We start from the raw sequence: 23,090 nt of genomic DNA, 5'->3' as shown, positions 1-23,090 counted from the left end.
ATCCATTAGTAAAACCATCATTAAGCTGTAAAATGCGTCCCTTGTTCGATCGTGCCTTCTGCATGTCGATTCAGACTGACTCTGACGGATGCCGACTGATAGTGGCTTCTGCATTCATGGATTAGACCGCGCTCGCTGGCAGCGCTGTCCGCAGCTCAAGGGTATCGCTTCGCGTGAAAATTCTAGTTACCGGCGGTGCCGGCTTCATTGGCTCGGCAGTCATCCGTCATATCATCTCCAAGACTTCCGATGCAGTCGTTAACGTCGATAAACTCACGTACGCCGGCAATCTGGAGTCATTGGCGGAAGTCAGTCAGAATTCCCGTTATGCGTTCGAGCGGGTCGATATCTGTGATCGTGACCAGATCGACCGCGTTCTGCGTGAACATCAACCGGATGCAATCATGCATCTGGCCGCAGAATCCCACGTTGATCGCTCTATATCGGGACCTTCCGACTTCATCCAGACCAATATCATCGGTACTTACACGCTGCTCGAAGCCGCGCGCCATTACTGGGCTGCGTTGGATGATGCACGCAAAGCGAATTTCCGCTTCCATCACATTTCGACCGACGAGGTTTACGGAGATCTCGAAGGTCCGGAAGACCTCTTCACCGAAACCACGCCTTATCAGCCAAGCTCACCCTACTCGGCGAGCAAGGCCAGCTCCGATCATCTGGTTCGGGCCTGGGCACGCACTTATGGCTTGCCTACGCTGGTTACCAACTGTTCGAACAACTATGGCCCATGTCACTTCCCTGAGAAGCTGATCCCGCTGATCATTCTCAACGCACTTGAAGGCAAGCCGCTGCCGGTGTACGGCAAAGGCGATCAGGTTCGCGATTGGTTGTATGTCGAAGATCATGCTCGTGCGTTGTACAAAGTCGTCACCGAAGGCGTCATCGGTGAGACCTACAACATTGGCGGACACAACGAAAAACAGAACATCGAAGTGGTGCATACCCTGTGTTCGTTGCTCGATGAATTGCGGCCTGATTCGGCCCATCGTCCCCATGCCAGCCTGATTACCTATGTGCAGGACCGACCTGGGCATGATCAGCGCTATGCCATCGATGCCAGCAAGATCCAGCGGGAATTGGGTTGGGCGCCTGAAGAGACCTTCGAGACCGGAATTCGCAAGACTGTCGAGTGGTACTTGAGCAACGCTGATTGGGTTGAGCACGTGAAGAGCGGCAGCTATCAGCAGTGGATCGATCAGAACTACACGGATCGCTCGAACAACGCATGAAAATCCTGCTGCTGGGCAAGAACGGTCAGGTGGGCTGGGAGCTGCAACGCTCTCTGGCTCCGCTTGGGGAGTTGATTGCGCTTGATCGCCATCAGGCCGGTGGATTGAATGGCGATCTGTCGAATCCCGAGGCTCTTCGCACGACGATTCGGCAGGTGCAGCCCGACGTTATCGTTAACGCTGCTGCTTACACTGCGGTTGATAAAGCCGAATCGGAAACCGACTTGGCTGACCGTGTAAACGGCATTGCAGCGGGTGTTATGGCTGAAGAAGCCGTCGCCTCGGATGCCTGGCTGGTTCATTATTCAACCGATTACGTTTTCAATGGCCAGGGCACTGCCGCGTGGCGGGAAACGGATGCCGTTGCGCCGGTGAACCATTATGGATTCAGCAAACTCGCCGGCGAGCAGGCAATCACTGCATCGGGTTGCAAGCACCTGATCTTCCGTACCAGTTGGGTTTATGGTGCTCGCGGTAACAACTTCGCGAAGACGATGCTGCGGTTGGCCAAGGATCGCGAAACGTTGAGCGTGGTCGCGGATCAGATTGGTGCGCCTACCGGTGCAGATCTGATTGCCGACGTAACGGCTCAGGCGCTTCGCCAGGCCCTGCAACGGCCCGAACTGGCGGGGTTGTACCACTTGGCAGCCGCTGGTGAAGTGTCCTGGCATGGCTACGCAAACCAAGTGATCGCCTTCGCTCAAGCCAATGGTGAATTACTCGCCGTGAAGGCTATCGAGCCAGTCGAAAGCGCTGCCTATCCGACGCCCGCACATCGACCGCTGAACTCGCGTCTGGATACTCAAAAGCTGCGCGCTACTTTTTCTCTACACTTGCCGGATTGGCAAAGTGGTGTAACCCGAATGCTCAGGGAAATTCTGAATAAATGATCAAGACCAATCGTAAAGGCATCATTCTCGCTGGTGGCTCCGGGACACGTTTGCATCCGGTCACGCTGGGGGTGTCCAAGCAGCTGTTGCCTATCTACGACAAACCGATGATTTTCTATCCGTTGTCTGTGCTCATGCTCGCGGGCATACGAGAAATCCTGATCATTTCGACCCCTGAAGACTTGCCCAATTTCCGCAAGTTGCTGGGCGACGGCAGTCTGTATGGCATCGAGTTGAGTTATGCCGAACAGCCGAGCCCGGACGGCCTTGCGCAGGCGTTCATCATCGGCGAATCGTTTATCGGTAGCGACCCTTGCTGCCTGATTCTCGGCGACAATATCTTTTACGGTCAGTACTTCACCGAAAACCTGCGCTCTGCCAACGCTCAGGCCTCAGGCGCGACAGTGTTCGGCTATCACGTGTCCGACCCGGAGCGTTTCGGGGTGGTGGAATTCGATGCCAATGGCTGCGCGCTGAGCATCGAAGAAAAGCCACTGAAGCCGAAATCCAACTACGCCGTGACCGGGTTGTACTTCTACGATAACCAGGTCGTCGAAATCGCCAAGAACATCAAGCCGTCGGAACGAGGCGAGCTGGAAATTACCGACATCAATCGTGCGTATCTGGAACAGAAAACCCTGAACGTCGAAATGTTGGGGCGCGGCTTTGCCTGGCTGGATACCGGTACACATGACTCGCTGCTGGAAGCCGGGCATTTCGTCCACACCATCGAGCATCGTCAGGGGCTCAAAGTAGCGTGCCTGGAGGAAATCGCCTACCACAACGGCTGGATTACCGATGAGCAGGTCGAAGCTCAGGCGCAGCGCCTGAAGAAAACCGGATACGGGCAGTATCTGCAAAAGTTGCTGGATCAACCCGCGCGTTGACGGGCGCTGCTTGCCGACCACCGTTCGTTGCATTCTGTCGAATCATCAAGGGGGCTGGCGCTGTAGAATGGCAGACAATCACGCAACGTATTCGGCGCTCGCGAGGGCGTATGTGTCATCAGCCCTGTCGTCTTGAGGCCGAGAGGCGGGGCAAGGATTCTGCACTGGGTTCGGTGCAGTTCGACTGCAATCATTATTGAGACTGCTTTCCTGGATATCATTTGCAGGAGAGAGGGTTAAGGACTTTGAGCATGGAACTGATTCCCGTAATTTTGTCTGGCGGAGTGGGCAGCCGGTTGTGGCCTGTATCCCGTGAAGCCCATCCAAAACCCTTCATGGAGTTGCCGGATGGTCAGAATCTGATCCAGAAGACGTTCTTGCGCGCCTCACGGCTGGACGGTGTGGTGGAAGTCCTCACCGTGACCAATCGCGAGTTGCTGTTCAAAACTGAAGATGAATACGGCGTCGTCAACACGGCCAGGCACGCGCAAGGCTTCATTCTCGAGCCCTTTGGGCGAAACACGGCGGCGGCAGTGGCCGCAGCGGCCTTGCAACTGGAAGCCACCCATGGTCCCGATGCACATATGCTGGTGCTCGCCGCCGATCATTTGATCCAGGACGAAAAAGCCTTTGCCGCGGCGGTGTCCGATGCTGTGGCGCTGGCCAGTGAAGGCTGGCTGGTTACGTTTGGCATTCAGCCGACCTATCCGGAAACCGGTTTCGGTTATATCGAAGCGCAGAAAGAGGCACCGCTCAAGGGCGGGTTGAAGGTCGCCCGGTTTGTCGAGAAACCTGATCTGGAGACTGCACAGAACTACGTCAGTGCTGGCAACTATTTCTGGAACTCGGGCATGTTCTGTTTCCGTGTAGGCACCGTTCTGGAAGAGCTTCGGCTGCACGCCCCCGACGTTGTCGAGGCGGTTGCAAAGACCATCGAGGTGTCTCGCCTATCGTCCTCCAACAAATATCGTTGCCTGGCGCTGGACAGCGAAAGCTTTGCGCAGGTGCCGGATATCTCCATCGACTATGCATTGATGGAGCGTTCCCAGAAAGTCGCGACCATACCGTGCGACATTGGCTGGAGTGACATCGGTTCATGGAACGCGGTGAGCGAACTGACTGCGCCGGATGAAAACGGCAACCGCTTTGAAGGCGAAGTGTTGTCCCATGGCTCGCGCAATAATTATGTGAACAGCGAGGGGCGTCTGACTGCGCTGGTCGGTGTGGAAGACCTGTTGGTCATCGACACGCCTGATGCGGTGATGATTGCTCATAAAGATCACGCTCAAGACGTGAAACACATCGTCAATCAGCTCAAGGCGTGCAGCCACACCGTGCATTTGCTGCACCGTACGGTCCACCGTCCATGGGGTACCTATACCACCCTGGAAAATGGCGAACGCTTCAAGATCAAGCGAATTGTAGTAAAGCCCAAAGCGTCGCTGTCGCTGCAGATGCATCATCACCGCAGTGAACACTGGATCGTCGTCAGCGGGATGGCGGTCGTGGTCAACGACCAGCAGGAACTGATGCTCAACACCAACGAGTCGACGTTCATCCGTGCCGGTCACCAGCATCGCCTGATGAACCCGGGCGTCATTGACCTGGTGCTGATCGAGGTGCAAAGCGGCGATTATCTGGGTGAAGACGATATCGTCCGCTTTGAAGACAATTACGGCCGCGTCGACAAATAACAGCGCGGTGGCAGCCATAGGCCTGACCGGCGATTTTTTACCGGTCGGGCTTATTTGCATGTGACATTGCGCGACTTCACTCCCTATCGATGATTCACAGCTGCGGCATTTTCCGGCGGCTGTCTCGGATTCCCAGGCAAGAGATCGAAATGCATACCCCTATCAAGACCCGCTGCTTTAAGGCTTATGACATCCGTGGTGAAGTACCGGTCGATCTGAATGAGGATGTCGCTTACCGGATCGGCCGGGCCATGGTCGTTGAGTTGCAAGCCAAAAGCATCGTGCTGGGGCGCGATATGCGACTGGAAAGTCCGATGCTGGCCGAGGCGATGGCCCGTGGACTGAGAGAGGCAGGTGCCGATGTCATCGACATCGGCCTGTGCGGAACTGAAGAAGTCTATTTCGCCACCAGTGCCTTCAATGCCGATGGTGGCGTAATGATCACGGCGAGTCACAATCCCAAAGGCTATAACGGGATGAAACTCGTCAAGTCGCAATCACGTCCCATCAGCGGTGACACCGGGCTGAACGCCATCCGTGATCGGGTAGAGAGTGGTGACCTTGGCGCGTTGGCGGAAGCCGTAGGTAATGTGCGTGAGGCGTTCGATAAAAGCCGTTACATCGACCACTTGCTGACTTACATCAACGTGGCGAACCTCAAGCCGCTGAAGATCCTTGCAGACCCTGGCAACGGTGCTGCCGGGCCGGTCCTGCAGGAGTTGATGGGCAAGTTGCCATTCGAATGGACGCTGATCAATGCCGAGCCGGACGGTCACTTCCCCAATGGCGTGCCCAACCCTCTGTTGCCGGAAAATCGCGAGCTGACGCGCCAGGCATTGCTTGAAAATGGCTGCGATGTCGGGCTGGCGTGGGATGGGGATTTTGACCGGTGTTTCTTTTTCGACGAAACCGGCCGGTTTATCGAAGGTTATTACCTGGTCGGGCTGTTGGCGGAAATGTTGCTCAAGCAACACCCGGGCAGCAAGATCATTCATGACCCGCGACTGACCTGGAACACCATCGAGCAGGTCGAGCAAGCGGGCGGCGTGCCGGTGTTGTGCAAGACGGGGCATGCCTTTATCAAAGAGCGCATGCGTATCGAGGACGCCATTTATGGCGGCGAAATGAGCGCCCACCACTATTTCCGTGATTTCGCCTATTGTGACAGCGGGATGATCCCGTGGTTGTTGGTCACGGCCCTGATGTCCAGCACTGGCAAGAGCCTGGCGCAACTGGTCGACGAGCGTATTGACGCTTATCCATGCACCGGCGAGATCAACTATCGCGTTGAAGATGTGCCGGCGATGCTGCACAAAGTCCTGGAGCATTTCCTGCCGCTCAATCCCGCGCTCGACAGGACTGACGGCATCAGCGTGTCATCTGCCGACTGGCGCTTCAACCTGCGCGGCTCCAACACCGAGCCGCTGTTGCGCCTGAACGTCGAAACCCGTGGCGATCAGGCATTGATGTGGGCGCGTCTGAAAGAGATCGAGTTGTTGATCAAGGGTGCTTGAAGCTTCGCCCGTCTGGTATTCAGCGGCGCCCGTGCTTGGGTGAGCGAAGCACAGCGATGCGGGCGCGGGTTGCGAAATATCATTTCTATAGGTTGCCATTTTGAAAACGGTTTTATTGCTAAGCACGTACCCGATTGCCAGTCCCCGTCACGGCGGACAGGTCCGGGTCGCCAACATCGCCAAGACCTTTCGCGAAAATGGTTGGGATGTAACTCATCTGGCTGTATATGAGCCGGAAGGTTATCCGCCATCTACCCTGGGTGCCAACGATGTCAGCTTTCCGGCTGGCAGCGACTTCAGGAAATACAAGGGCACGTATGTGCCACTGATCAACGATTTGCTGTCCGGGAAATTCGCAGCGTCGGAGCAGGGCGGTTTCGCTGACATTCTCAAGAAACTGCCGCCAGTGATCGACGTCATTCATGTCGAGCAGCCATGGCTATGGCCGCTGGTGCTGAAGATCCGCCAGATGCCGCAATACGCCAATGCGTGCCTCATCTACGGCTCGCAGAACATCGAAGCTCCGCTGAAGCAGGAGATTCTCGACAGCTATGGCATCAAGGGCGCCGAATCGGTGATCGCCGACATCGAGACGCTCGAGCGCAAGGCAACGCTGGAAGCAGATATTGCCGTGGCGGTAACCCAGGCCGATTTCGATATTCTCAAGGTCTGGGGCGCGAAAAGACCGCTGCTGGCGTCCAACGGTATCGCGCCATGGTCGGCCAGGGCGGAGTTGCTCGCCAGTTGGAAAGAGCGGCTGCCGCAGTCGCCCTGGATTCTCTATGTTGCCAGTGCCCATCCGCCCAATTTCAAGGGTTTCAATGAATGCCTCGGCAGTTCTCTGGCGTGCATTCCTCCGGACAGCAAACTGGTGGTGGTCGGCAGTGTATGTGAGCACCTCGAAACCACACTTCGCGACAGTCGCTGGGGACAACTGAACCTGTCGCGCCTGCAACTGCTGTACATGCTGCCGGACGAAGATCTGGACGCCGTCAAGACACTTGCGCACGCATTTCTGTTACCGATCCCTCACGGTGGCGGCTCGAATATCAAAACCGCAGAAGCCATTTACTCTGGCAAGTACGTCATCGGCACCGAAGCGGCATTTCGTGGTTTCGAACAGCATCTTCTGCTTCCCGAGATCAGTGTCGCGCGTACGCCCCACGAGTTTCATGCGGCAATCCGCGCGCGTCTCACCGGGCCTGCGATGATCAGTGGTGACGGCCCGGACAGAGCATCGCGTGAGCCATTGACGTGGGCTCGGAGTCTGGAATCAATTCCGCGTACAGCGGCAGACGTTATCGTTCAGAAGGCGCAAGCATGACCACCTGGTTTGATGTAACAACCATTCTTGGCTGGCGTCGGCCAGCCGTAGGCATTATTCGTACCGAGGCCGAGGCTGCGGCCCATGCGCTCGAACTGATCGCGGCGGGGGAAGAGGTGAAGTTCTGCTTCTTCAGTCATGCCACCGGATACAGCGCGATCGATGCGACCGACGTGGCAAAAACCCTGAAGAGAATTTCCGGGGTTCACGCGGCAGCGCCAGGCCGGGCAATTGCCGGCACTACCAATAAACGTTCGATAGAGGCGCGCCTGAAAGAAAAGGCGACCAAGGTACTGAACCGCCTGCCTCCCAAGTTGAGCGGGCGTATCTATCAGTTTTTCCAGCTGCGCCGTACCTCCATCGTGGAAGCGGTGATCGGCGTCCGCCATTTGATTTCGGCCGCACGGGCTTTTTTCAAACCGGCCCAGCGCAGCCATGTATTCAATCCTGCGTCACGCAAAGTGCACAGTGGCGGCCATCCCTTTGCCAAAGGTGACAGCTACATATCGGTGGGGCTGGACTGGGACAATAAAGACCTTGTGCATCTCTATGAGTTGAAGAAGCAGGTCGGTTTGCGCGTCATTCTCTTCTGCTACGACGTGATTCCGGTGAGGCTGCCACATTTGTGTGTGGGTGATGTTGCGGCCAAGTTTGCCAATTACTTTGCTGACGTCGCTTGGTGCGCGGACAAGATCCTGTGCATTTCCGAATGCACGCGCAAGGATCTGATCGCGTTGCTCGATGAATTGGGTGCGCCGGTTCCTGAAACGGCGGTGGTCAAGTTGGGCTGCCAGCTATCTCACGAGTTGAGCGACGCCGTCAGCCCTGACGTCGAAACATTGTTGAAAGAGCGTTTCGTCCTGTTCGTTTCCACGATTGAGCGCCGCAAGAACCATGAAGTGCTTTACCGCGCCTATACCCGCCTGATCGATAGCGGTGTTCAGGATCTGCCTAAACTGGTCTTTGTCGGAATGCCGGGTTGGGGCGTTGGTGACTTGTTATCGGACATCTCGCTTGATCCGAGAACTCAGGATTACATACGCATTCTCAATAACGTGTCGGACTCAGACCTCATGCACTTGTACCGCAACTGCATGATGACTGCGTTCCCGTCATTGTATGAAGGGTGGGGACTGCCTGTTGCCGAAAGTCTGGCTGCCGGCAAGTACTGCCTGGCCTCCAATGCGGCTTCGATTCCGGAAGTAGGCGGGCAGCTGCTGGATTACCTGGAGCCATGGGATGTGTCGGCTTGGGTGGCTGAACTGCACAAGTATGCGTTCGATCCGCTGGCGCTGGCGGCCAAGGAAGCGGCGATCAAACGTGATTACAAACCCGTTGCCTGGAAAGAGACGGCGCAGTTTGTTTTCGATAGCCTGAAGTAACGATTACAGCATGCGGTGGATCAGGGTCGATCCACCGCATGCTGGTATTCAGGCAATCGTATTGGTGTTGAACAGATTCAGCGACTTGAGAATCTCGGGCGTACCGAGCAATTCGGGGCTTGCTGACCATTTCTCGATGATGGTCGCAAAATGGTCGACCGCTGAAATGATGACCTTCGCCCGAAGCGCGACAGGCACCGCCTGCACAAGTTTGTGGGCGTAGTTCTCGGCCGTGAATGTCTCCTGTGCCCACGTTTGCGCCTGCTTGCCGATATCGATCGCCGCGGAGGGGCTGCTGCGCAGTGATAGAAGGATCTTCTTCAGATCTTCTATTTCCCTTTCAGGCGATACCTTCAATACGTACTGATCGGGCAGTTCGCTGTAAAAGCCGGTGTCGGTAACGATGGTGGCTTTACCGTACAGCATCGCTTCAATCGCAGAGGCCGAAGCCGCTTCGAGGCTGGGCCAGCGCAGGCAACTGATAACGTCAGCTTCGCGAATGGCCTCTGACAACGCGGCGTCATCGACTTCGTTGGAAATAATCAGCTCGACCCCGGCTTTGGCGGCCATTTCGGACAATTTCCGTTCGACATCCGGAAGAATCGCGCCCACCAGACGGTAACTCACGTTCTTTCGAAGTGAGGCGTTGCTGGCAATGGCCTTGATGCAACTTTCCACCCGTTTGTTGGGGTTGACGTGGCCGATGGTCAACAACCGCAACTTGCGATTGTCATTTTGTACCGGTTGCCCGGCGACAGCCCCGGGAGCGTCGTAGGCCAGCGGCGTCACAAAAACCGGACCCGCGCACGCGGCCATTACCCGCTTGCAGCCCCAGTTGCTATGGGTAATCACGCCGGTGGCCATCGAACTGATCCATTCGGTCAGCGGTGCGGTTTCTCGCGTCGAGTTGATGAAGGTCGTACTGTCGCTGACGTTGAAGTAGTCGCTGGCGATTCTGCGTCCGTACCACTGCGTCAGGATGTGATGGGCCTCATCGCGCCGTTGCTGCGCCCAACCCCAGAAAAGATGGCCGAGGAAGAAGTCATGCAGGCAGACGATGCCCGGGGCTTTGTGAAGCCAGGCCACGCCACCTTCGTGAAACTCGTAGTTGTCGCCAATCTGGTAGACGAGGCAGTCAGCGTCCGCCACTTCGGTGCCAACCCGCTCTTCATCCGTCCAGGCAATGACGGTGCAACCGAAGTCATGAGCCTCTTTGTCGAGAACATGCGAGCTTTCAGTGCGCACCAGCACAATGTGGTGCTGCTGACTGAGCAGGGCGCGAACCACGAGACGAGTCATCCTTCCGATGGCGGAGGATTTGACGCCGGGGGTAAAAATGACCAGTTTCATTTAAGTAGCGCCTCTATGGTCTCGGGCCAGTTGATGCCCAGGGTGTTCCACAGCGCCTCCGCGCCTTCGCCGTACTCGATGGTTCGGGTTTTGCTTTCAAATGCCGCATTCATCGCTTCTGCCAGACTTTCTGCAGTGGGTTCTGCCCGCCATCCGGACTCCTGCGGATTGACCAGGCCCAGGATGCCACCGCTGTCCGTCGTCGTGATCAGTGCTTTGCGCGCAGTGGCGGCTTCCATCGCGACGTAACCCAGGGAGTCTTCATCGAACGGAATGTAAGCAACCGCGAGTGCACGATTGACATAATTGACGTAGGTGGAGCGAGGCAGGAATCCAAGGTCAAGTTTGACGCGGTCATGCAGGCCGAACTCATTGATGATCGAATGCAATTGCAGCGTGTCGGCGTGCGACTCGGGAGGCCCGGCAATGACCAGCTTGACCCGTTTGTCGGCTTTGGCAAGTGCTCGCAGCAGCAAGTGCTGACGCTTCATGCCGTTGACGCGTCCGCCGGCAAATATGTAATCGTCATATTCACCGCCGGTGAATGCTTCAGGATCGTTTACGGGCGGCAACAACACCTGCGAGTCGAAGCCGTTGTATTTGAACAACCGCTGTCTGGTCACTTCGGAGTTGGTGTAGATGCTGCGGCTCTCCGCGAAAGTTTCGTTGTCCGCGTTGATAATGGCGTTGCGAATGTCGCTGCCGCTCTTGTCTGCCGGCAGGTTGGTCTGGCCGACGTCGTAAAGGTCGTAGGCCTGACGATACTGGTGCAGCAGCCACAGTGATTTGCGGTGGTGGCGAACCAGGTACGCCGGGAATTTCAAGGCGATGACGTGATCGGTATTGAAAATTTCCAGCGTGCGGGTCAGCAGCATCTGGGAGGGGATGCGCGATGCCGGTTCCCACTGAGCCGGGATGCGCATGACTTCGGCGTCGTGACCGGCCATGAGCAGGTTTCTTTGCAGATTGACCGCCAGTTCTTCGGCGCCGCCCCAGATGAACGGAGCCATGTTGTTCACAATCAGGACTTTCATGCCAACAGACGCTCCAGCACATGTGACCAGGAAATTTTCAAGTCAACCAGGCGCTGCCGGGCATTCTTGCCCATGGCTTCGGTCAGACTTCGATCCCGGTAGAGTTTGTCCATCGCAGCGGCCAGAGACTCTGGAGTCGGCTCGGCGATATAGCCGTTATAGCCATCCTGAACCAATTCCAGAACGCCACCCGAGTCGGTAGTGGTTAGGATCGGTTTTTCCGCGTGACTGGCTTCGAGGCTGGGGTAGCCGTAGGAGTCTTCATCAACCGGAAGGTAGGCGGCAGCCAGGCAAACTGACAGCTGCGCGACCTTTTCTTCTTCAGTGATCCAGCGATCATCCAGGGTCACTCGGTCCGAAAGGCCGTACTCTTCGATTTTTTCGCGCAGGGCGATGCCGTAGTCTGGACCCGCGCCCGTTCCCAGCAACCGCAGGCGGACCGGCGTCGTCGTATAGTTCAGTGCGTCGATGAGCAGGTGTTGGCGCTTGTGATGTTCGAGGCGGCAGATGTAAGCGATTTCATCGTTGTAGCCAGCGCAAAAAAACGCTCCGATTCGAAGACCGGAGGGTAAAGCACCTCGCTATCGAAGTCGTTGTAGGTCTTGAGTCGCTTGGATACGACCTTCGAATTGGTGAAGATCGCCTTTGCTTCGCCCAGGGCTCGGGTATCGGCATCCACCAGCGCATCGCGAATTGCGCGATGCTTGGCATTGTCCGGGAAATCGCGGTACGGGCTGTCCCACATATCGTAGAACGCACGAATGTGATGGATGAACCAGAGGATCTTGTGCGGATGGGGAATCAGGTGCGACTGTGGCCGGAAACATATCACCCGGTCAGCGCTCTGCAGATCGACCCAACGCAACGCCATCATCTGTTGAAACAACAGATCCGGCGCGTCCAGTTCGGGCAAGTAGACGACTTCGACCTGATGGCCGGCTGCCGTCAGCGTGGAGGCCAGCCAGTCGACGATATTCCTTCCGCCCCCTCTGATGAAGGGCACGAATGTGGAGCAAAGGGCGATTTTCATCAGTCGGCCAGGACCTCACGCAGGCTGGCTGCAATTCTGATGATGTCATCCTGAGTCAGGTCCTGATGCGTCGGCAAATTGATGCCCCGTCCCGACCACAAGTCTGCAACAGGGTAGGTACTGTCCTCCTTGTACGGTGGCAGCACGTGCATCGGGTAGAAGACCGGGCGGGTTTCGATACCCATTGCATCAAGCTTTTGCATGACTTCGTCACGTTTGTGCTCGTCGCCATCGCTCAGGAAGATGTTGTACATCCAGAAAACCTGTTTGGCCCAGGAGGCCTCGGTCGGCAACACGATTTTGCCAGCCAGGTCGGCCAGCGCTTCGTTATACCAGCCAGCGAGCCGATCACGATCTGCCAGGGCAGTATCAATGTTTTCCATCTGCGCCAGACCGATCGCTGCCTGAATGTTGGTCATGCGGTAGTTGTAGCCGACCACTGGAAACCAGTAACGACGCTTCGGGTCCATGCCCTGACCACGGAACAGGCGCAGTTTCGCCGCCAGCTCATCATCGTTGGTGGTAATCATGCCGCCTTCACCAGTGGTGACGATCTTGTTGCCAAAAAACTGAAGGTTGCGCACGTGCCGAGGCTGCCAACCTTGCTGCCCTTGACCTCGGCGCCATGGGCTTCGGCCGCGTCTTCCACCACCCACAGGTTGTGTTTGCGGGCGATTTCGTTGACGACATCCATTTGCGCAGGGTGACCGTACAGGTGCACCGGGATGATGCCTTTGGTCTTCGCGGTGATCTTGCTTTCGATGGTCTGCGGATCGATGTTCATCGTATCGGCGCAAACGTCCACCAATACAGGCGTCGCTCCGCAGTAGCGCACGGCATTGGCGGTGGCAATGTAGGTCACTGTCGGAATGATGACTTCATCGCCCGGTTGCAGGTCGAGCACGACCAATGCCAGGTGCAGTGCAGTGGTGCCGTTGTTGGTCGCGATCGCGTGCTTGACGCCGCAGAATGCTGCGAAGCTTTCTTCGAAGGCGCCGATGTATTTGCCGTTCGAGGAAATCCAGTTGGTATCCAGGCAATCCAGCACATACTTACGTTCGTTTCCGGCAAGCTTCGGTTGTGCAACAGAAATACGATTCATGCTTGTTCCTTCAAATTTTATGTAGAACTTTGGCTGGCACGCCTACGACTGTGGTTGCCGACCCGATGTTCGAAATGACGACGCTGCCGGCACCTACCATCACCGACTCGCCAATATGAACCTCGGGGATGATTTTGCTGCCGACACCGATAAAGCTGAGCTTGCCCACATGCACATTGCCCGCCAGCGCGCATTGCGGAGCGATATGGACCGCCTCGCCAATCACGCAATCGTGATCGATAGTGGCGCCGGTATTGACGATGCACAGGTCCGAAATTTTCGCCTCGGCATTGATAACGGCGCCGGCCATGACGGCGATTCCCCTCCCCAAATTAGCTGAAGGTGATACCACTGCTGCCGGACTGATCGCATTGACCAGGCCAAACCCCAGCTGGTTCGCCTTTGCGGCCAGCTTGTTTCGCACCGAATTGGAGCCGATCGCGATGAATGCCTTTTCGTAGCCATCATTGCGAAGCGCCGCGAGGTGTTCGTCATTTTTAAGTACGGGAACCCCCAGGCAGGTATCCGGACTGTCCGGATTACCTACGCAGTAAGCGACGCTATCGCCTTGGGCTCGCAGCAATTCGATACACACCTTGGCGTGCCCGCCGGCACCGACGACGATCACTTCACTTTTCATGCACCTTCACCTCTGGCTTGTCGAGGAGCGGCCGTGGCCTCGCCCTGAGGCGAATCGACAGCCGGTTGACGGTCGACGCCCGGACATTTCCGTTCGATACGGTCCAGTTGTTGTTGCAGACTTTCCAGCGAGTGCTGGCCGGAAAAGATTTTTGCGACAGTCGGGCCTGGATCTTCGCCGAGTTCGCCAGGCGCTGAAATTCGAGAACGATCTGCTGGTGCTGCTGGTACTGAATCTTCTGCAGCTTGGTGAACTCTTCCAGCATTTCCTGACGGAGGGTGGAGGTGAAGTAGTTGCGCAGGCGGAACAATAGTGGACGGGTGACCGGTCGGGCCGCTCTGACAAGGCGATGCGCAATACGCACAAGCGCCTGTTTCGTATAGTGGCGTACGATCAGTTTCATGCCTGGCTTGGTCGCGACAACCTCCGCCGGGACATCAGCCCCCGTTTCAATGAGGTTCTTGGCGTGCAGGCGGCTGGAGGCCAGCGTGAAAGCCACCTGTATATCCACGCCGTTGCGCTTAATGCTGTTCATCTGCCTCAAGCTCCGAAATAAGCTGCGGTGACCGTCGCCGGGTCGCCATCCATTTTTATTTTCCCGTGCTCCAGCCACAGCACTCGATTACAGGTGTGCATGACGAGTTCGCGCGAGTGGCTGGCAATCACCAGGATATTGGTCGATTTCACCAGCTCGTTCATGCGGATTTCGGCTTTGTGCTTGAAGCCTTCATCGCCCACCGAAAGCCATTCGTCCATCAACAGGATTTCCGGTTTTATCGTCGTCGAAACCGCAAACGCCAGACGCAAGTGCATCCCTGACGAATAAGTGCGGATCGGCATGTCGACAAAATCACCAAGCTCGGAGAATTCGATGATCTCGTCGAGCTTTTCGGCGATCTCCGACTTGGTCATGCCAAGAATGCCGCCGCGCAGGAAAATGTTTTCCCGGCCGGTCGCTTCCGGATCCGTACCCAGTGATATGTCGATCAACGAGCCGATTTCTCCCTTGATCACGGCGGTGCCGGAGGAAGGTTCGTACACGCTGCTGAGCAAGCGCAGCAGGGTGCTCTTGCCGGCGCCGTTGTGTCCAAGGAGGCCGACCCGATCCCCGTCGCGGAGCGTGAAAGTCAGGTCTTCGAGAGCTCTGACAATCACTCGGCCCTGTTGATCCGCACCTAACTGACCGCCGGTAGCCACTTGCATCAGACGCTTTTTCAGCGAGCGTCCGTTCGCGTTATAGATCGGAAAATCTACACAGACATTTTTGAATTCGATCAAGGACATTAGTCGTTCTTCTCAGAGCCAGTATGCGATGCGGCGCTTGTAACGGCCGTAAACCACGAGCGCGAAAGCCCAGCCGACGACGGCCATGCCCAGGGAAACCCACCAGTTGGTAGCGGTGGGCAACTGCCCGATCAGCGGGGATCGAACCACCGACATGACATGGTAGGCCGGGTTCAGATCGAGCAGGTACAGACCTGCCCGTTGCGGCAGCAAGCTTGGCATCCACATGATTGGCGTGAGGTAAAACACGACTTGCAACAAACTTCCGACAATCTGGGGCAGATCACGGTAGCGCGCACACAGAATGCCCAGCAGAAGGGCGATCCAGGTCAAGTTGAGCAGTGCCAGGAAAAACCCGGAATGCTGATCAGGGCCAACCAGGTCAGCGGTTTGCCGACGGCCAGCAGTACCAGTGGAAAGATCACGATGTTGTGACCCAGAATCAGGATGTTGCGCCAGATCATGCGCATGATGTGGGCAAACAGGGGGATCGGTAATTGCTTGATGATGCCTTCGGCGGCAATGAAGCCGGTGCAGCCTTCGGTGATCACCGTGGACATGAAGCTCCAGAGAATCATGCCGATCGCGAGAAAAGGCAGGAATTCCTGAATCGGAGAATTGAAAATCTGACCGAAAACCACACCGATGGTGGCGATCATGACGCCCATGCTGATAGTCAGCCAGAACGGTCCGAGTGCCGACCTTCTATAGCGCTGGCGAACGTCCTGCCAGCCTAGCATCCCTACTAAAGCGTACCGTCTCGTCGCGGCGATGATGTCCGACACGGCGATACTTACTGAACCATTGCGCATTAATAGCACCAGATTGTTGATCAAAAAACACGCCATTTTAGGCTTGGGTGCGGGGAGTGTCACTCTTTCTGAGTTATTTCTTTATTGCCTGTCGCACGAGCTGGAGGATTTCGATCAGTAGCAGCAACTTCTTGATTTATATATCCGTGTAGGCGTGGCAGGGATCGGGCAGAATGCAATCCTCGACACGCGGAGGAAGGTTATGGGCTGCTGGCATAATGATCCTGTTACGCCTGGCGAACAGCTTTGGTATCGTCGTTCCGAGCCGCATTCTGTATGATCTGCAAGATTTCATGGCTCTTCGACTTAGAGCTCAATGGGCGCACATGACACAACGGAGCCTGGCAAAGGCTCTCTAATGGAGTTTAGAGGATTCGCATGAAAGCTATCGTTACCGGCATTACTGGGCAAGACGGCGCCTATCTGGCGGAACTGCTGCTGGAAAAGGGTTATACGGTGTACGGCACCTACCGTCGAACCAGTTCTGTCAACTTCTGGCGCATTGAGGAGCTGGGTATTGAAAAGCATCCCAATCTGCATCTGGTCGAGTACGACCTGACCGATCTGTCGGCCAGCATCCGTCTGCTTCAGACCACTGAAGCGACTGAGGTTTACAACCTTGCAGCCCAGAGTTTCGTTGGCGTGTCATTCGATCAGCCTCTGACTACCGGTGACATTACCGGCATGGGGTGTGTGAACCTTCTGGAAGCGATCCGGATCGTCAATCCGAAAGTGCGTTTCTACCAGGCATCGACTTCCGAGATGTTCGGCAAGGTGCAGGCGATCCCCCAGATCGAAAGCACACCTTTCTACCCGCGCAGTCCTTACGGCGTTGCCAAACTGTACGCGCACTGGATGACCATCAACTACCGCGAGTCCTACAACATCTTTGCCACCAGCGGCATTTTGTTCAACCACGAGTCGCCACTGCGCGGACGCGAGTTCGTTACCCGCAAGATCACCGACTCTGTGGCGAAGATCAAGCTGGGCCTGCTCGACAAGATGGAACTCGGCAATCTGGACGCCAAGCGTGACTGGGGCTTTGCCAAAGAGTACGTCGAAGGCATGTGGCGCATGCTGCAGGCAGACGAGCCGGATACTTTTGTACTTGCGACCAACCGTACCGAAACCGTGCGCGATTTCGTCACCATGGCCTTCAAGGCTGTCGGGATCGATCTGGCCTGGAGCGGTGCGGCTGAAGACGAGAAGGGCACAGACCTGGCGACTGGCAAGGTGTTGGTCACGATCAACCCGAAATTCTACCGCCCTACCGAAGTCGAGCTGTTGATCGGCAACCCTGCCAAAGCCAAAGCGGCGCTGGGCTGGGAGCCAAAAACCACGCTTGAAGAGCTGTGCCGCATGATGGTCGAGGCGGATCTGCGTCGAAATGAGAAAGGGTTTTCGTTCTGATGAGTATTGCCGGTAAGCGCGCGTTGATCACAGGTATTCAAGGTTTCACCGGGCGGTACATGGCTGCTGAGCTCAAGGCCGGTGGCTATGAAGTGATAGGGATGGGTACACAACCGTCGGATGAACCTGGCTATTATCAGGTTGATCTGGCTGACGGTTCTGCCTTGCGCGAGTTACTGGCAACTATTCAACCCGACGTGGTAATTCATCTGGCTGCACTCGCCTTTGTGGCTCACGGTGCGGCCGATACGTTCTACCGCGTCAATCTCATCGGCACCCGTCACCTGCTGGAAGCCGTCGCAGCTTGTGGCAAGGTGCCGGACTGCGTGCTGCTGGCAAGCAGTGCCAATGTCTATGGCAATGCTTCGGCGGGGTTGCTCAGTGAAACCACACCGCCAGCGCCGGCCAACGATTACGCAGTCAGCAAACTGGCCATGGAATACATGGCCAGTCTTTGGCATAACCGCTTGCCGATAGTGGTGACGCGTCCTTTCAATTACACCGGTGTCGGCCAGGCCGAGAGCTTTCTGCTGCCGAAGATCGTCGCTCATTTCCGGCAACGTGCGGACAAGATCGAGCTGGGCAATCTCGATGTATCTCGCGACTTCAGTGATGTGCGTGCAGTGGTCAAGGCTTATCGCGGTTTGATCGAGGCGCGGCCTGTTGGCCAGACGGTCAATGTGAGTTCGGGCAAGAGTCATTCCCTGCGTGAAGTGATCGACATGTGTTCGGCTATCACGGGGCATCAGCTTGCAGTCGAAGTGAACCCGGCGTTCGTCCGAGCCAACGAAGTCAAAATTCTCTGCGGCGACAATACCCGTCTTTGTGAGCTGGTTCAGGGCTGGGATACGCCAAGACTGGAAGAAACTCTGAGCTGGATGCTTGCGGCGGAATAAATGAAGCTAGTTCTTTCAGTTGAGCCGATCCGCTTTCCGCTGACTGGCATCGGTCGCTATACCTATGAACTTGCGCTGAGACTTCAGCAAAGTCCCGAAATTACCGACCTGCAATTTTTTGCCGGTCGACGTTTTCTGCCTGAACTTCCCACAGCTTCCAATGAGTCGGGCAGTGGTTACGGCTTGAAGCGTGCGGTGCAGAAGAACTTTTTGGCAGTTGAAGCTTATCGGCTTTTGATGCCGATGTTGCGCAAGGCTGCCCTGAAAGGGCATGGGGATTTTCTTTACCACAGCCCCAATTATTATCTGCCGCCTTTTGCCGGGCGCAGCGTGGCAACGTTTCACGATCTGTCGCCCTTCACCTGGGCGCATTGTCACGCGCCGCAGTTAGTCCGTTATCTGCAAAAAGAGCTGAAGACCACACTGGTCAGGGCCGATGCTTTGATCACTGATTCGGAATTCACGCGACAGGAACTGGCCAGCTATTTTTCATGGCCCATCGAACGAATCCATACTGTGCCGCTGGCCAGCTCTCCGGAGTTCTTTCCTCGCGCGCCGCATGAGCTTCGCGATGTGCTTGCACGCCATGGCTTGAAGCCCGATGGCTACACGCTTTTTGTCGGTACGATCGAGCCACGCAAGAACATCGAGACGTTGCTCGCCGCCTATGGTCGATTGCCCCTTGCATTGCGAACCCGTTGGCCGTTGATCCTTACCGGGTATCACGGTTGGCGCAACGACGCGATTCACGAGAAGCTCGAAAGCGCCAGGCGTGAAGGCTGGGCGCATTATCTCGGATTCGTTCCCAGCGCAGACTTGCCCCTGCTGTTTGCCGGCGCACGTCTGTTCGCGTTTCCGTCGCTTTATGAAGGTTTCGGTCTACCGGTTCTGGAAGCCATGAGCTCCGGGGTGCCGGTGGTCTGCTCCAATAGCTCCTCGCTGCCCGAGGTGGCGGGTGATGCTGCGCTGATGTGCGCCGCGCTGGACGTAGAAGCGCTGACCGGTCTTATCGAGCGCGGGCTGACCGATCAGTGTTGGCGCGATGCCGCCGTCATCAAGGGAATGAAGCACGCGCAAGGCTTTTCCTGGGAGCGTTGTGCTCGAGAAACCCTGCAGGTCTACCAAAAGGTTATCGACGCCAAATGATCAAGGTTCTGCACTTCTTCAAAACCTATTACCCGGAAACGATGGGCGGGATCGAGCAGGTCATTTTCCAGATAGCCCAAGGCGGCGCGGAACACGGGTTTTGCTCGGAAGTGCTGTACCTCAGTGAACGGGGCGCTGCTCGTAATGAAACAGTGGGTAATCACCTGACCCATCGCTCGAGGCTGGATATGCATGTTGCCTCGACGGGATTCTCTCTGTCCGCGTTCAAGGATTTTTCGCAATTGGCCAAAGAGGCTGATGTGGTGCATTACCACTTCCCTGGCCTTATATGGACCTGGTCCATTTTGCGACTCGGCATGGCAAACCCTCGGTACTCAGTTATCACTCCGATATCGTCAAGCAAAAGACACTGCTCAAGTTGTATCAGCCACTGATGAATCGCTTTCTCTCCAGCGTGGATTGTATCGTGGCGTCTTCACCTAACTACGCACAAAGCAGTCCGGTGCTGTCACGGTTCCGCGACAAGGTCGAAATCATTCCTTATGGGTTGGACAGGGCTACCTATCCGGTCGTCCCCGAAACCAGGCTTGATTTCTGGCGGAGCAGGGTGGGTTCTAAGTTCTTCCTGTTCGTCGGTGCCTTGCGATATTACAAGGGGCTCGATTACTTGCTGGATGCGGCAAAGATCAGCGGTTTGCCAGTGGTGATCCTCGGGGGCGGGCATCAGGAGTCCGAACTAAAAGAGCAGGCTGCGCGGCTCGGCCTTGCCAATGTGCATTTTCTGGGAGGCTTGGGTGATGAGGACAAGGCTGCGCTGTTGACGCTGTGTTATGCCTTTGTGTTTCCATCACACTTGCGTTCGGAGTCATTTGGCATTTCGCTGCTCGAGGCGGCGATGTACGGCAAACCGCTCATTTCCTGTGAAATCGGCTCGGGTACGACCTTTATCAATATCGCCGGTGAAACCGGGCTCGTGGTCGCTCCGCGCAGCTCTGACGGATTGGCTGAGGCAATGAATCGGCTTTGGCATGATACCCCGTTGGCTCTGCAGATGGGGCGTCGAGCACTGCAGCGATATGAAAGCGTCTTTGCAGCTGAAAACATGGTGAAGGCCTACGCCGCTGTCTACCGCAAAGTCATCAAGGCTTCTGCGCCCCACGTGATTGAGCGCTGACTGTCTCCCAGATAGCAGCATCACAGGCGTCCAGGATTTTCGAACGCCTGTTTCCGCTACTTGCTTCAGCTCAATGTTGTCTGGAGATGTGGATTCCTTCCAGAATTGCGGACAATCCGAAATAGTTGTCATCGGTCAATGAGCTGAACTCGATGACGTTGGGGCCGTGGCGCAGTACGCCCTGATCAATCATTGCTTTGAAATTGCCCATTTCGCCCCACGAAAGAGTAACGGGTGAACCATTGATCGATATTGCCATGCTGTTCATGATCGCATTGTTGAGTAACAGACTGAATCTGCCCTCGAGAACGTATTGCCGACCCTCTTTCGGAGCGAACCTGAATATCAGGCTGGACTGCTTTTCGCTCTTCCAGGCTGATGGCTGGTGATGAAAGTAATTCACATCCCAACTCGTTTCGCGCCAGCCTGACCCTTGAGTTGGAAGTTCCATGCTCCACCATTTCCCGAATGACCACCGATAGTCATCGTTGACGACCATGTCCTTGAAGCGAATGAAGTGAGTTTTTTCATTCATTACATCAACGATGCTTTGATAGCGGTCAGGCAGCACGTTCGCAGGCATTACTGGCTTAGTGCTGTTGGATGCATCTGTGACGGAGTCAGCCTGCGTTTGCCTGCCGATCTCTACAGTGACGATATCCGATTTTGCAATGGTAAGGCTCTTCGGCTGGGTCGTAGTCGGGAAGCCAGGGCCACTAACCGACGTTGGATATTCGAATGTCCAACCGTTATCGCCCTGGATGCATCGACCTTTTCTTTGTACTGCGTCGGTCTGCTGCCATTCGCCGCTGGGCATGTGACAGACCTGAATGTTTGAGACGGGTTTGCCGTAAAGGTATGAAAGCGAACCGTTAAGGCCGTCGGCGATAAACATCCATGTATGGTTGAGCTGATTGCCGTAATCGAGAATCAGCATTGTCCTGTTGTTGAGTTGCCCGTCGAAGTGATTGGCAATGTCTTTCAGGATACCCATCTGTTTTTTTGAGATTTCAACGTAGTGGTGAAACTGATAAAGCTGGAATGAAATGCCAGTGACAAACAGAAAGCCTATGCAGGCATTGGTCAGCGGTCTGGACAGACTCAAGCCCGTGTTGATGGCCGCGAGCCACAGCAGGACTGCGCCCGGCGTTGCGAACAGAAACGTCCGCTGATTTATGACGAGGTGTGCGCCGGAAAGCAAAAACGGAGCGTAACCTAGCAGCAGTAGCGCCAATCCCGATAGCGCGAGCCGCGCATTCATTGACAGATCGGCAAAGCGCGCTGGTCCAACCGGTTGAGCGTAACGCTTGGCGAGAAGGATGATGAGGAGAGTCAACAGCAGGCTGCTGGTGATCAGATAACCGTAGTTAACAAACTCCAGAGCGGTGATTCTGGCGGCATCAAACCAGCCACCAAGGCTACTGCGCATCAGTCCAACGCTGAACAGCTTGGGAAAGTTGGTGGTCAGGGTAGATACGAGATCCTTCCCGGCCAGACTGCTTTGATAGCTTTTCACCAGGGGCGCGGTATGTATGACGTAAGCCAGATAAACGCCCACGCCGAGCAGCCAGATTCCGTGGTTAGTTACTTTGTGCAGCATTTGTTGCAGTGCGCGCTTCATGCCGACTTTTGAATAGATGACCAGTGCCGGAATACAAGCGAGCAACAACGACGCTTCGTACATGAAGCAGGCGGCAGAGAAAAGAGTGGCGCCAAGAGCGCTGACCAGTCCCGCATGAAGCTTGCGTTGCAGGTTCAGAGCAAAAAGGAACAAGGCGCTGCCCAGCAGAGCCAGGCTGAGTGCCCAATTGATATGAATCGCGCGAAACGACAGCTGCATGGTATCCGCGGGATAGATAATCACCAGAACACTGGCAATCATCCCTAACTTCATACTGCCTGTCAGATTTCTTAGCAGGTAGCTGACTGCGGAGCCTTTGATGACCAAGGCAATCATCAGCAATACATGCCAGTAATCGAAAGAGTTGCCGTCCAGCCAGTAGGCAACAGCCTGAGGGAAAATCGTCAGCGGTCGGAGTGCGTGGGCTGCAAGTGGGCTGGTGGTTCCGGTGAAAAAGAACACACCGTTATTGACGAACAGGCCCAGAATTCCCCATTCCTCCAGCAAGCCTGTCAGGGCGAATCCGAAGGGCAGCCAGAGTATCAGTACCACAACTATGGCAGGCAGGATATCGGCGAGACAGCGGCTCGTAAATGTGTGCCGGGAAAGCGTGCCTGGCTCGCTAGTCTGTACCGAAGACTTCGTAATCATTGCAAATGCCTTTGCGCGATACGCCGGGATCCAGGTAG

Annotated in this window: 20 protein-coding genes and 2 pseudogenes; 11 read left to right on the top strand and 11 right to left on the bottom strand. The window is 55.9% G+C overall.

Translation table 11 applies throughout. The features are described from left to right. Nucleotides 1–173: 173 nt before the first annotated feature. The 7 genes from rfbB to ACZZZ4_RS00795 all read left to right on the top strand — a co-directional run bounded on the left by rfbB (nt 174) and on the right by ACZZZ4_RS00795 (nt 8,941). Nucleotides 174–1,250 (top strand): dTDP-glucose 4,6-dehydratase, encoded by a 1,077-nt coding sequence (gene rfbB, locus ACZZZ4_RS00825; protein ID WP_129997343.1) that lies wholly within the window; start codon nt 174–176, stop codon nt 1,248–1,250. After that, the gene (rfbD, locus tag ACZZZ4_RS00820) at nt 1,247–2,140 is read left to right on the top strand and encodes a dTDP-4-dehydrorhamnose reductase (RefSeq protein WP_415761855.1); all 894 of its coding nucleotides are present in this window, start codon (nt 1,247–1,249) and stop codon (nt 2,138–2,140) included. The genes rfbB and rfbD overlap by 4 nt, the downstream gene beginning before the upstream one ends. Continuing rightward, nucleotides 2,137–3,027 carry a glucose-1-phosphate thymidylyltransferase RfbA gene (gene rfbA, locus ACZZZ4_RS00815; RefSeq protein ID WP_039760028.1) on the top strand — a complete coding sequence of 297 codons (891 nt, stop codon included), beginning with the start codon at nt 2,137–2,139 and terminating at the stop codon, nt 3,025–3,027. The genes rfbD and rfbA overlap by 4 nt, the downstream gene beginning before the upstream one ends. Before the next feature lie 251 nt (nt 3,028–3,278). Beyond that, nucleotides 3,279–4,721, top strand: a complete 1,443-nt coding sequence (locus ACZZZ4_RS00810) for a mannose-1-phosphate guanylyltransferase/mannose-6-phosphate isomerase (protein WP_310405673.1) — start codon at nt 3,279–3,281, stop codon at nt 4,719–4,721. A gap of 149 nt (nt 4,722–4,870) precedes the next feature. Then, nucleotides 4,871–6,235 carry a phosphohexomutase domain-containing protein gene (locus ACZZZ4_RS00805; RefSeq protein ID WP_463547046.1) on the top strand — a complete coding sequence of 455 codons (1,365 nt, stop codon included), beginning with the start codon at nt 4,871–4,873 and terminating at the stop codon, nt 6,233–6,235. 100 nt (nt 6,236–6,335) lie between these two features. Further along, nucleotides 6,336–7,559 (top strand): glycosyltransferase family protein, encoded by a 1,224-nt coding sequence (locus ACZZZ4_RS00800; protein WP_463547045.1) that lies wholly within the window; start codon nt 6,336–6,338, stop codon nt 7,557–7,559. Next, nucleotides 7,556–8,941, top strand: coding sequence for a glycosyltransferase family 4 protein (locus ACZZZ4_RS00795; RefSeq protein WP_129997337.1), 1,386 nt, complete (start codon nt 7,556–7,558; stop codon nt 8,939–8,941). The genes ACZZZ4_RS00800 and ACZZZ4_RS00795 overlap by 4 nt, the downstream gene beginning before the upstream one ends. A gap of 48 nt (nt 8,942–8,989) precedes the next feature. On the opposite strand, the gene ACZZZ4_RS00790 is transcribed toward ACZZZ4_RS00795, so the two are convergent. From ACZZZ4_RS00790 to ACZZZ4_RS00745, 10 genes and pseudogenes are all read right to left on the bottom strand, one after another. Beyond that, entirely contained in the window at nt 8,990–10,291 is a 1,302-nt protein-coding gene (locus tag ACZZZ4_RS00790; RefSeq protein ID WP_463547044.1) for a glycosyltransferase, read from the bottom strand. Further along, nucleotides 10,288–11,325: a glycosyltransferase family 4 protein gene (locus ACZZZ4_RS00785; protein ID WP_039760021.1), complete on the bottom strand. Its 1,038-nt coding sequence runs from the start codon at nt 11,323–11,325 to the stop codon at nt 10,288–10,290. Before ACZZZ4_RS00785 ends, ACZZZ4_RS00790 begins: the two co-directional genes overlap by 4 nt. Further along, complete coding sequence (locus ACZZZ4_RS00780) at nt 11,322–11,786, bottom strand: glycosyltransferase family 4 protein (protein ID WP_463538820.1); 465 nt, start codon at nt 11,784–11,786, stop codon at nt 11,322–11,324. Before ACZZZ4_RS00780 ends, ACZZZ4_RS00785 begins: the two co-directional genes overlap by 4 nt. Further along, nucleotides 11,783–12,355, bottom strand: a complete 573-nt coding sequence (locus ACZZZ4_RS00775; RefSeq protein ID WP_463547043.1) for a glycosyltransferase family protein — start codon at nt 12,353–12,355, stop codon at nt 11,783–11,785. Before ACZZZ4_RS00775 ends, ACZZZ4_RS00780 begins: the two co-directional genes overlap by 4 nt. Next, nucleotides 12,355–13,457: pseudogene (locus ACZZZ4_RS00770) on the bottom strand (DegT/DnrJ/EryC1/StrS family aminotransferase). The gene ACZZZ4_RS00775 and the pseudogene ACZZZ4_RS00770 overlap by 1 nt, the downstream one beginning before the upstream one ends. A 10-nt stretch (nt 13,458–13,467) precedes the next feature. Further along, entirely contained in the window at nt 13,468–14,097 is a 630-nt protein-coding gene (locus ACZZZ4_RS00765) for an acetyltransferase (RefSeq protein ID WP_463547042.1), read from the bottom strand. Next, the gene (locus ACZZZ4_RS00760) at nt 14,087–14,632 is read right to left on the bottom strand and encodes a hypothetical protein (RefSeq protein WP_463547041.1); all 546 of its coding nucleotides are present in this window, start codon (nt 14,630–14,632) and stop codon (nt 14,087–14,089) included. The genes ACZZZ4_RS00765 and ACZZZ4_RS00760 overlap by 11 nt, the downstream gene beginning before the upstream one ends. Before the next feature lie 5 nt (nt 14,633–14,637). Then, the gene (locus tag ACZZZ4_RS00755) at nt 14,638–15,381 is read right to left on the bottom strand and encodes an ABC transporter ATP-binding protein (protein ID WP_039760008.1); all 744 of its coding nucleotides are present in this window, start codon (nt 15,379–15,381) and stop codon (nt 14,638–14,640) included. 12 nt (nt 15,382–15,393) lie between these two features. Further along, complete coding sequence (locus ACZZZ4_RS00750) at nt 15,394–15,714, bottom strand: ABC transporter permease (protein ID WP_463547040.1); 321 nt, start codon at nt 15,712–15,714, stop codon at nt 15,394–15,396. Beyond that, on the bottom strand, nt 15,711–16,217 hold the full coding sequence (locus tag ACZZZ4_RS00745) for an ABC transporter permease (RefSeq protein WP_463547039.1): 507 nt from the start codon (nt 16,215–16,217) through the stop codon (nt 15,711–15,713). The genes ACZZZ4_RS00750 and ACZZZ4_RS00745 overlap by 4 nt, the downstream gene beginning before the upstream one ends. A 354-nt stretch (nt 16,218–16,571) precedes the next feature. Here ACZZZ4_RS00745 and gmd point away from each other — a divergent pair, with 354 nt between their 5' ends. From gmd to ACZZZ4_RS00725, 4 genes and pseudogenes are all read left to right on the top strand, one after another. Further along, nucleotides 16,572–17,603 (top strand): GDP-mannose 4,6-dehydratase, encoded by a 1,032-nt coding sequence (gene gmd, locus ACZZZ4_RS00740; protein ID WP_039760002.1) that lies wholly within the window; start codon nt 16,572–16,574, stop codon nt 17,601–17,603. Beyond that, nucleotides 17,603–18,499, top strand: coding sequence for a GDP-mannose 4,6-dehydratase (locus tag ACZZZ4_RS00735; protein WP_039759999.1), 897 nt, complete (start codon nt 17,603–17,605; stop codon nt 18,497–18,499). The genes gmd and ACZZZ4_RS00735 overlap by 1 nt, the downstream gene beginning before the upstream one ends. Next, nucleotides 18,500–19,645: a glycosyltransferase family 4 protein gene (locus ACZZZ4_RS00730; protein WP_415761860.1), complete on the top strand. Its 1,146-nt coding sequence runs from the start codon at nt 18,500–18,502 to the stop codon at nt 19,643–19,645. After that, nucleotides 19,642–20,780 (top strand): annotated as a pseudogene (locus tag ACZZZ4_RS00725) (glycosyltransferase family 4 protein). The gene ACZZZ4_RS00730 and the pseudogene ACZZZ4_RS00725 overlap by 4 nt, the downstream one beginning before the upstream one ends. A gap of 70 nt (nt 20,781–20,850) precedes the next feature. Here the strand turns inward: ACZZZ4_RS00725 and ACZZZ4_RS00720 are convergent. Next, on the bottom strand, nt 20,851–23,052 hold the full coding sequence (locus tag ACZZZ4_RS00720) for a hypothetical protein (protein WP_463547038.1): 2,202 nt from the start codon (nt 23,050–23,052) through the stop codon (nt 20,851–20,853). Nucleotides 23,053–23,090 lie beyond the last annotated feature (38 nt).

The sequence above is a fragment of the Pseudomonas sp. AC252 genome (genome assembly GCF_979258105.1).
Note: the sequence above shows the minus strand (reverse complement) of the source record. Positions and strands in the feature narration are given on the sequence as shown.

What these genes read in the sequence shown, in the direction of transcription:
- ACZZZ4_RS00810 (WP_310405673.1), top strand. Translation starts at nt 3,279, where the DNA reads ATGGAACTGATTCCCGTAATTTTGTCTGGCGGAGTGGGCAGCCGGTTG.
- ACZZZ4_RS00755 (WP_039760008.1), bottom strand. Translation starts at nt 15,381, where the DNA reads ATGTCCTTGATCGAATTCAAAAATGTCTGTGTAGATTTTCCGATCTAT.
- ACZZZ4_RS00790 (WP_463547044.1), bottom strand. Translation starts at nt 10,291, where the DNA reads ATGAAACTGGTCATTTTTACCCCCGGCGTCAAATCCTCCGCCATCGGA.
- ACZZZ4_RS00775 (WP_463547043.1), bottom strand. Translation starts at nt 12,355, where the DNA reads ATGAAAATCGCCCTTTGCTCCACATTCGTGCCCTTCATCAGAGGGGGC.
- rfbD (WP_415761855.1), top strand. Translation starts at nt 1,247, where the DNA reads ATGAAAATCCTGCTGCTGGGCAAGAACGGTCAGGTGGGCTGGGAGCTG.
- ACZZZ4_RS00785 (WP_039760021.1), bottom strand. Translation starts at nt 11,325, where the DNA reads ATGAAAGTCCTGATTGTGAACAACATGGCTCCGTTCATCTGGGGCGGC.
- ACZZZ4_RS00720 (WP_463547038.1), bottom strand. Translation starts at nt 23,052, where the DNA reads ATGATTACGAAGTCTTCGGTACAGACTAGCGAGCCAGGCACGCTTTCC.
- ACZZZ4_RS00760 (WP_463547041.1), bottom strand. Translation starts at nt 14,632, where the DNA reads ATGAACAGCATTAAGCGCAACGGCGTGGATATACAGGTGGCTTTCACG.
- ACZZZ4_RS00735 (WP_039759999.1), top strand. Translation starts at nt 17,603, where the DNA reads ATGAGTATTGCCGGTAAGCGCGCGTTGATCACAGGTATTCAAGGTTTC.
- ACZZZ4_RS00795 (WP_129997337.1), top strand. Translation starts at nt 7,556, where the DNA reads ATGACCACCTGGTTTGATGTAACAACCATTCTTGGCTGGCGTCGGCCA.
- gmd (WP_039760002.1), top strand. Translation starts at nt 16,572, where the DNA reads ATGAAAGCTATCGTTACCGGCATTACTGGGCAAGACGGCGCCTATCTG.
- ACZZZ4_RS00765 (WP_463547042.1), bottom strand. Translation starts at nt 14,097, where the DNA reads ATGAAAAGTGAAGTGATCGTCGTCGGTGCCGGCGGGCACGCCAAGGTG.
- ACZZZ4_RS00805 (WP_463547046.1), top strand. Translation starts at nt 4,871, where the DNA reads ATGCATACCCCTATCAAGACCCGCTGCTTTAAGGCTTATGACATCCGT.
- rfbA (WP_039760028.1), top strand. Translation starts at nt 2,137, where the DNA reads ATGATCAAGACCAATCGTAAAGGCATCATTCTCGCTGGTGGCTCCGGG.
- ACZZZ4_RS00730 (WP_415761860.1), top strand. Translation starts at nt 18,500, where the DNA reads ATGAAGCTAGTTCTTTCAGTTGAGCCGATCCGCTTTCCGCTGACTGGC.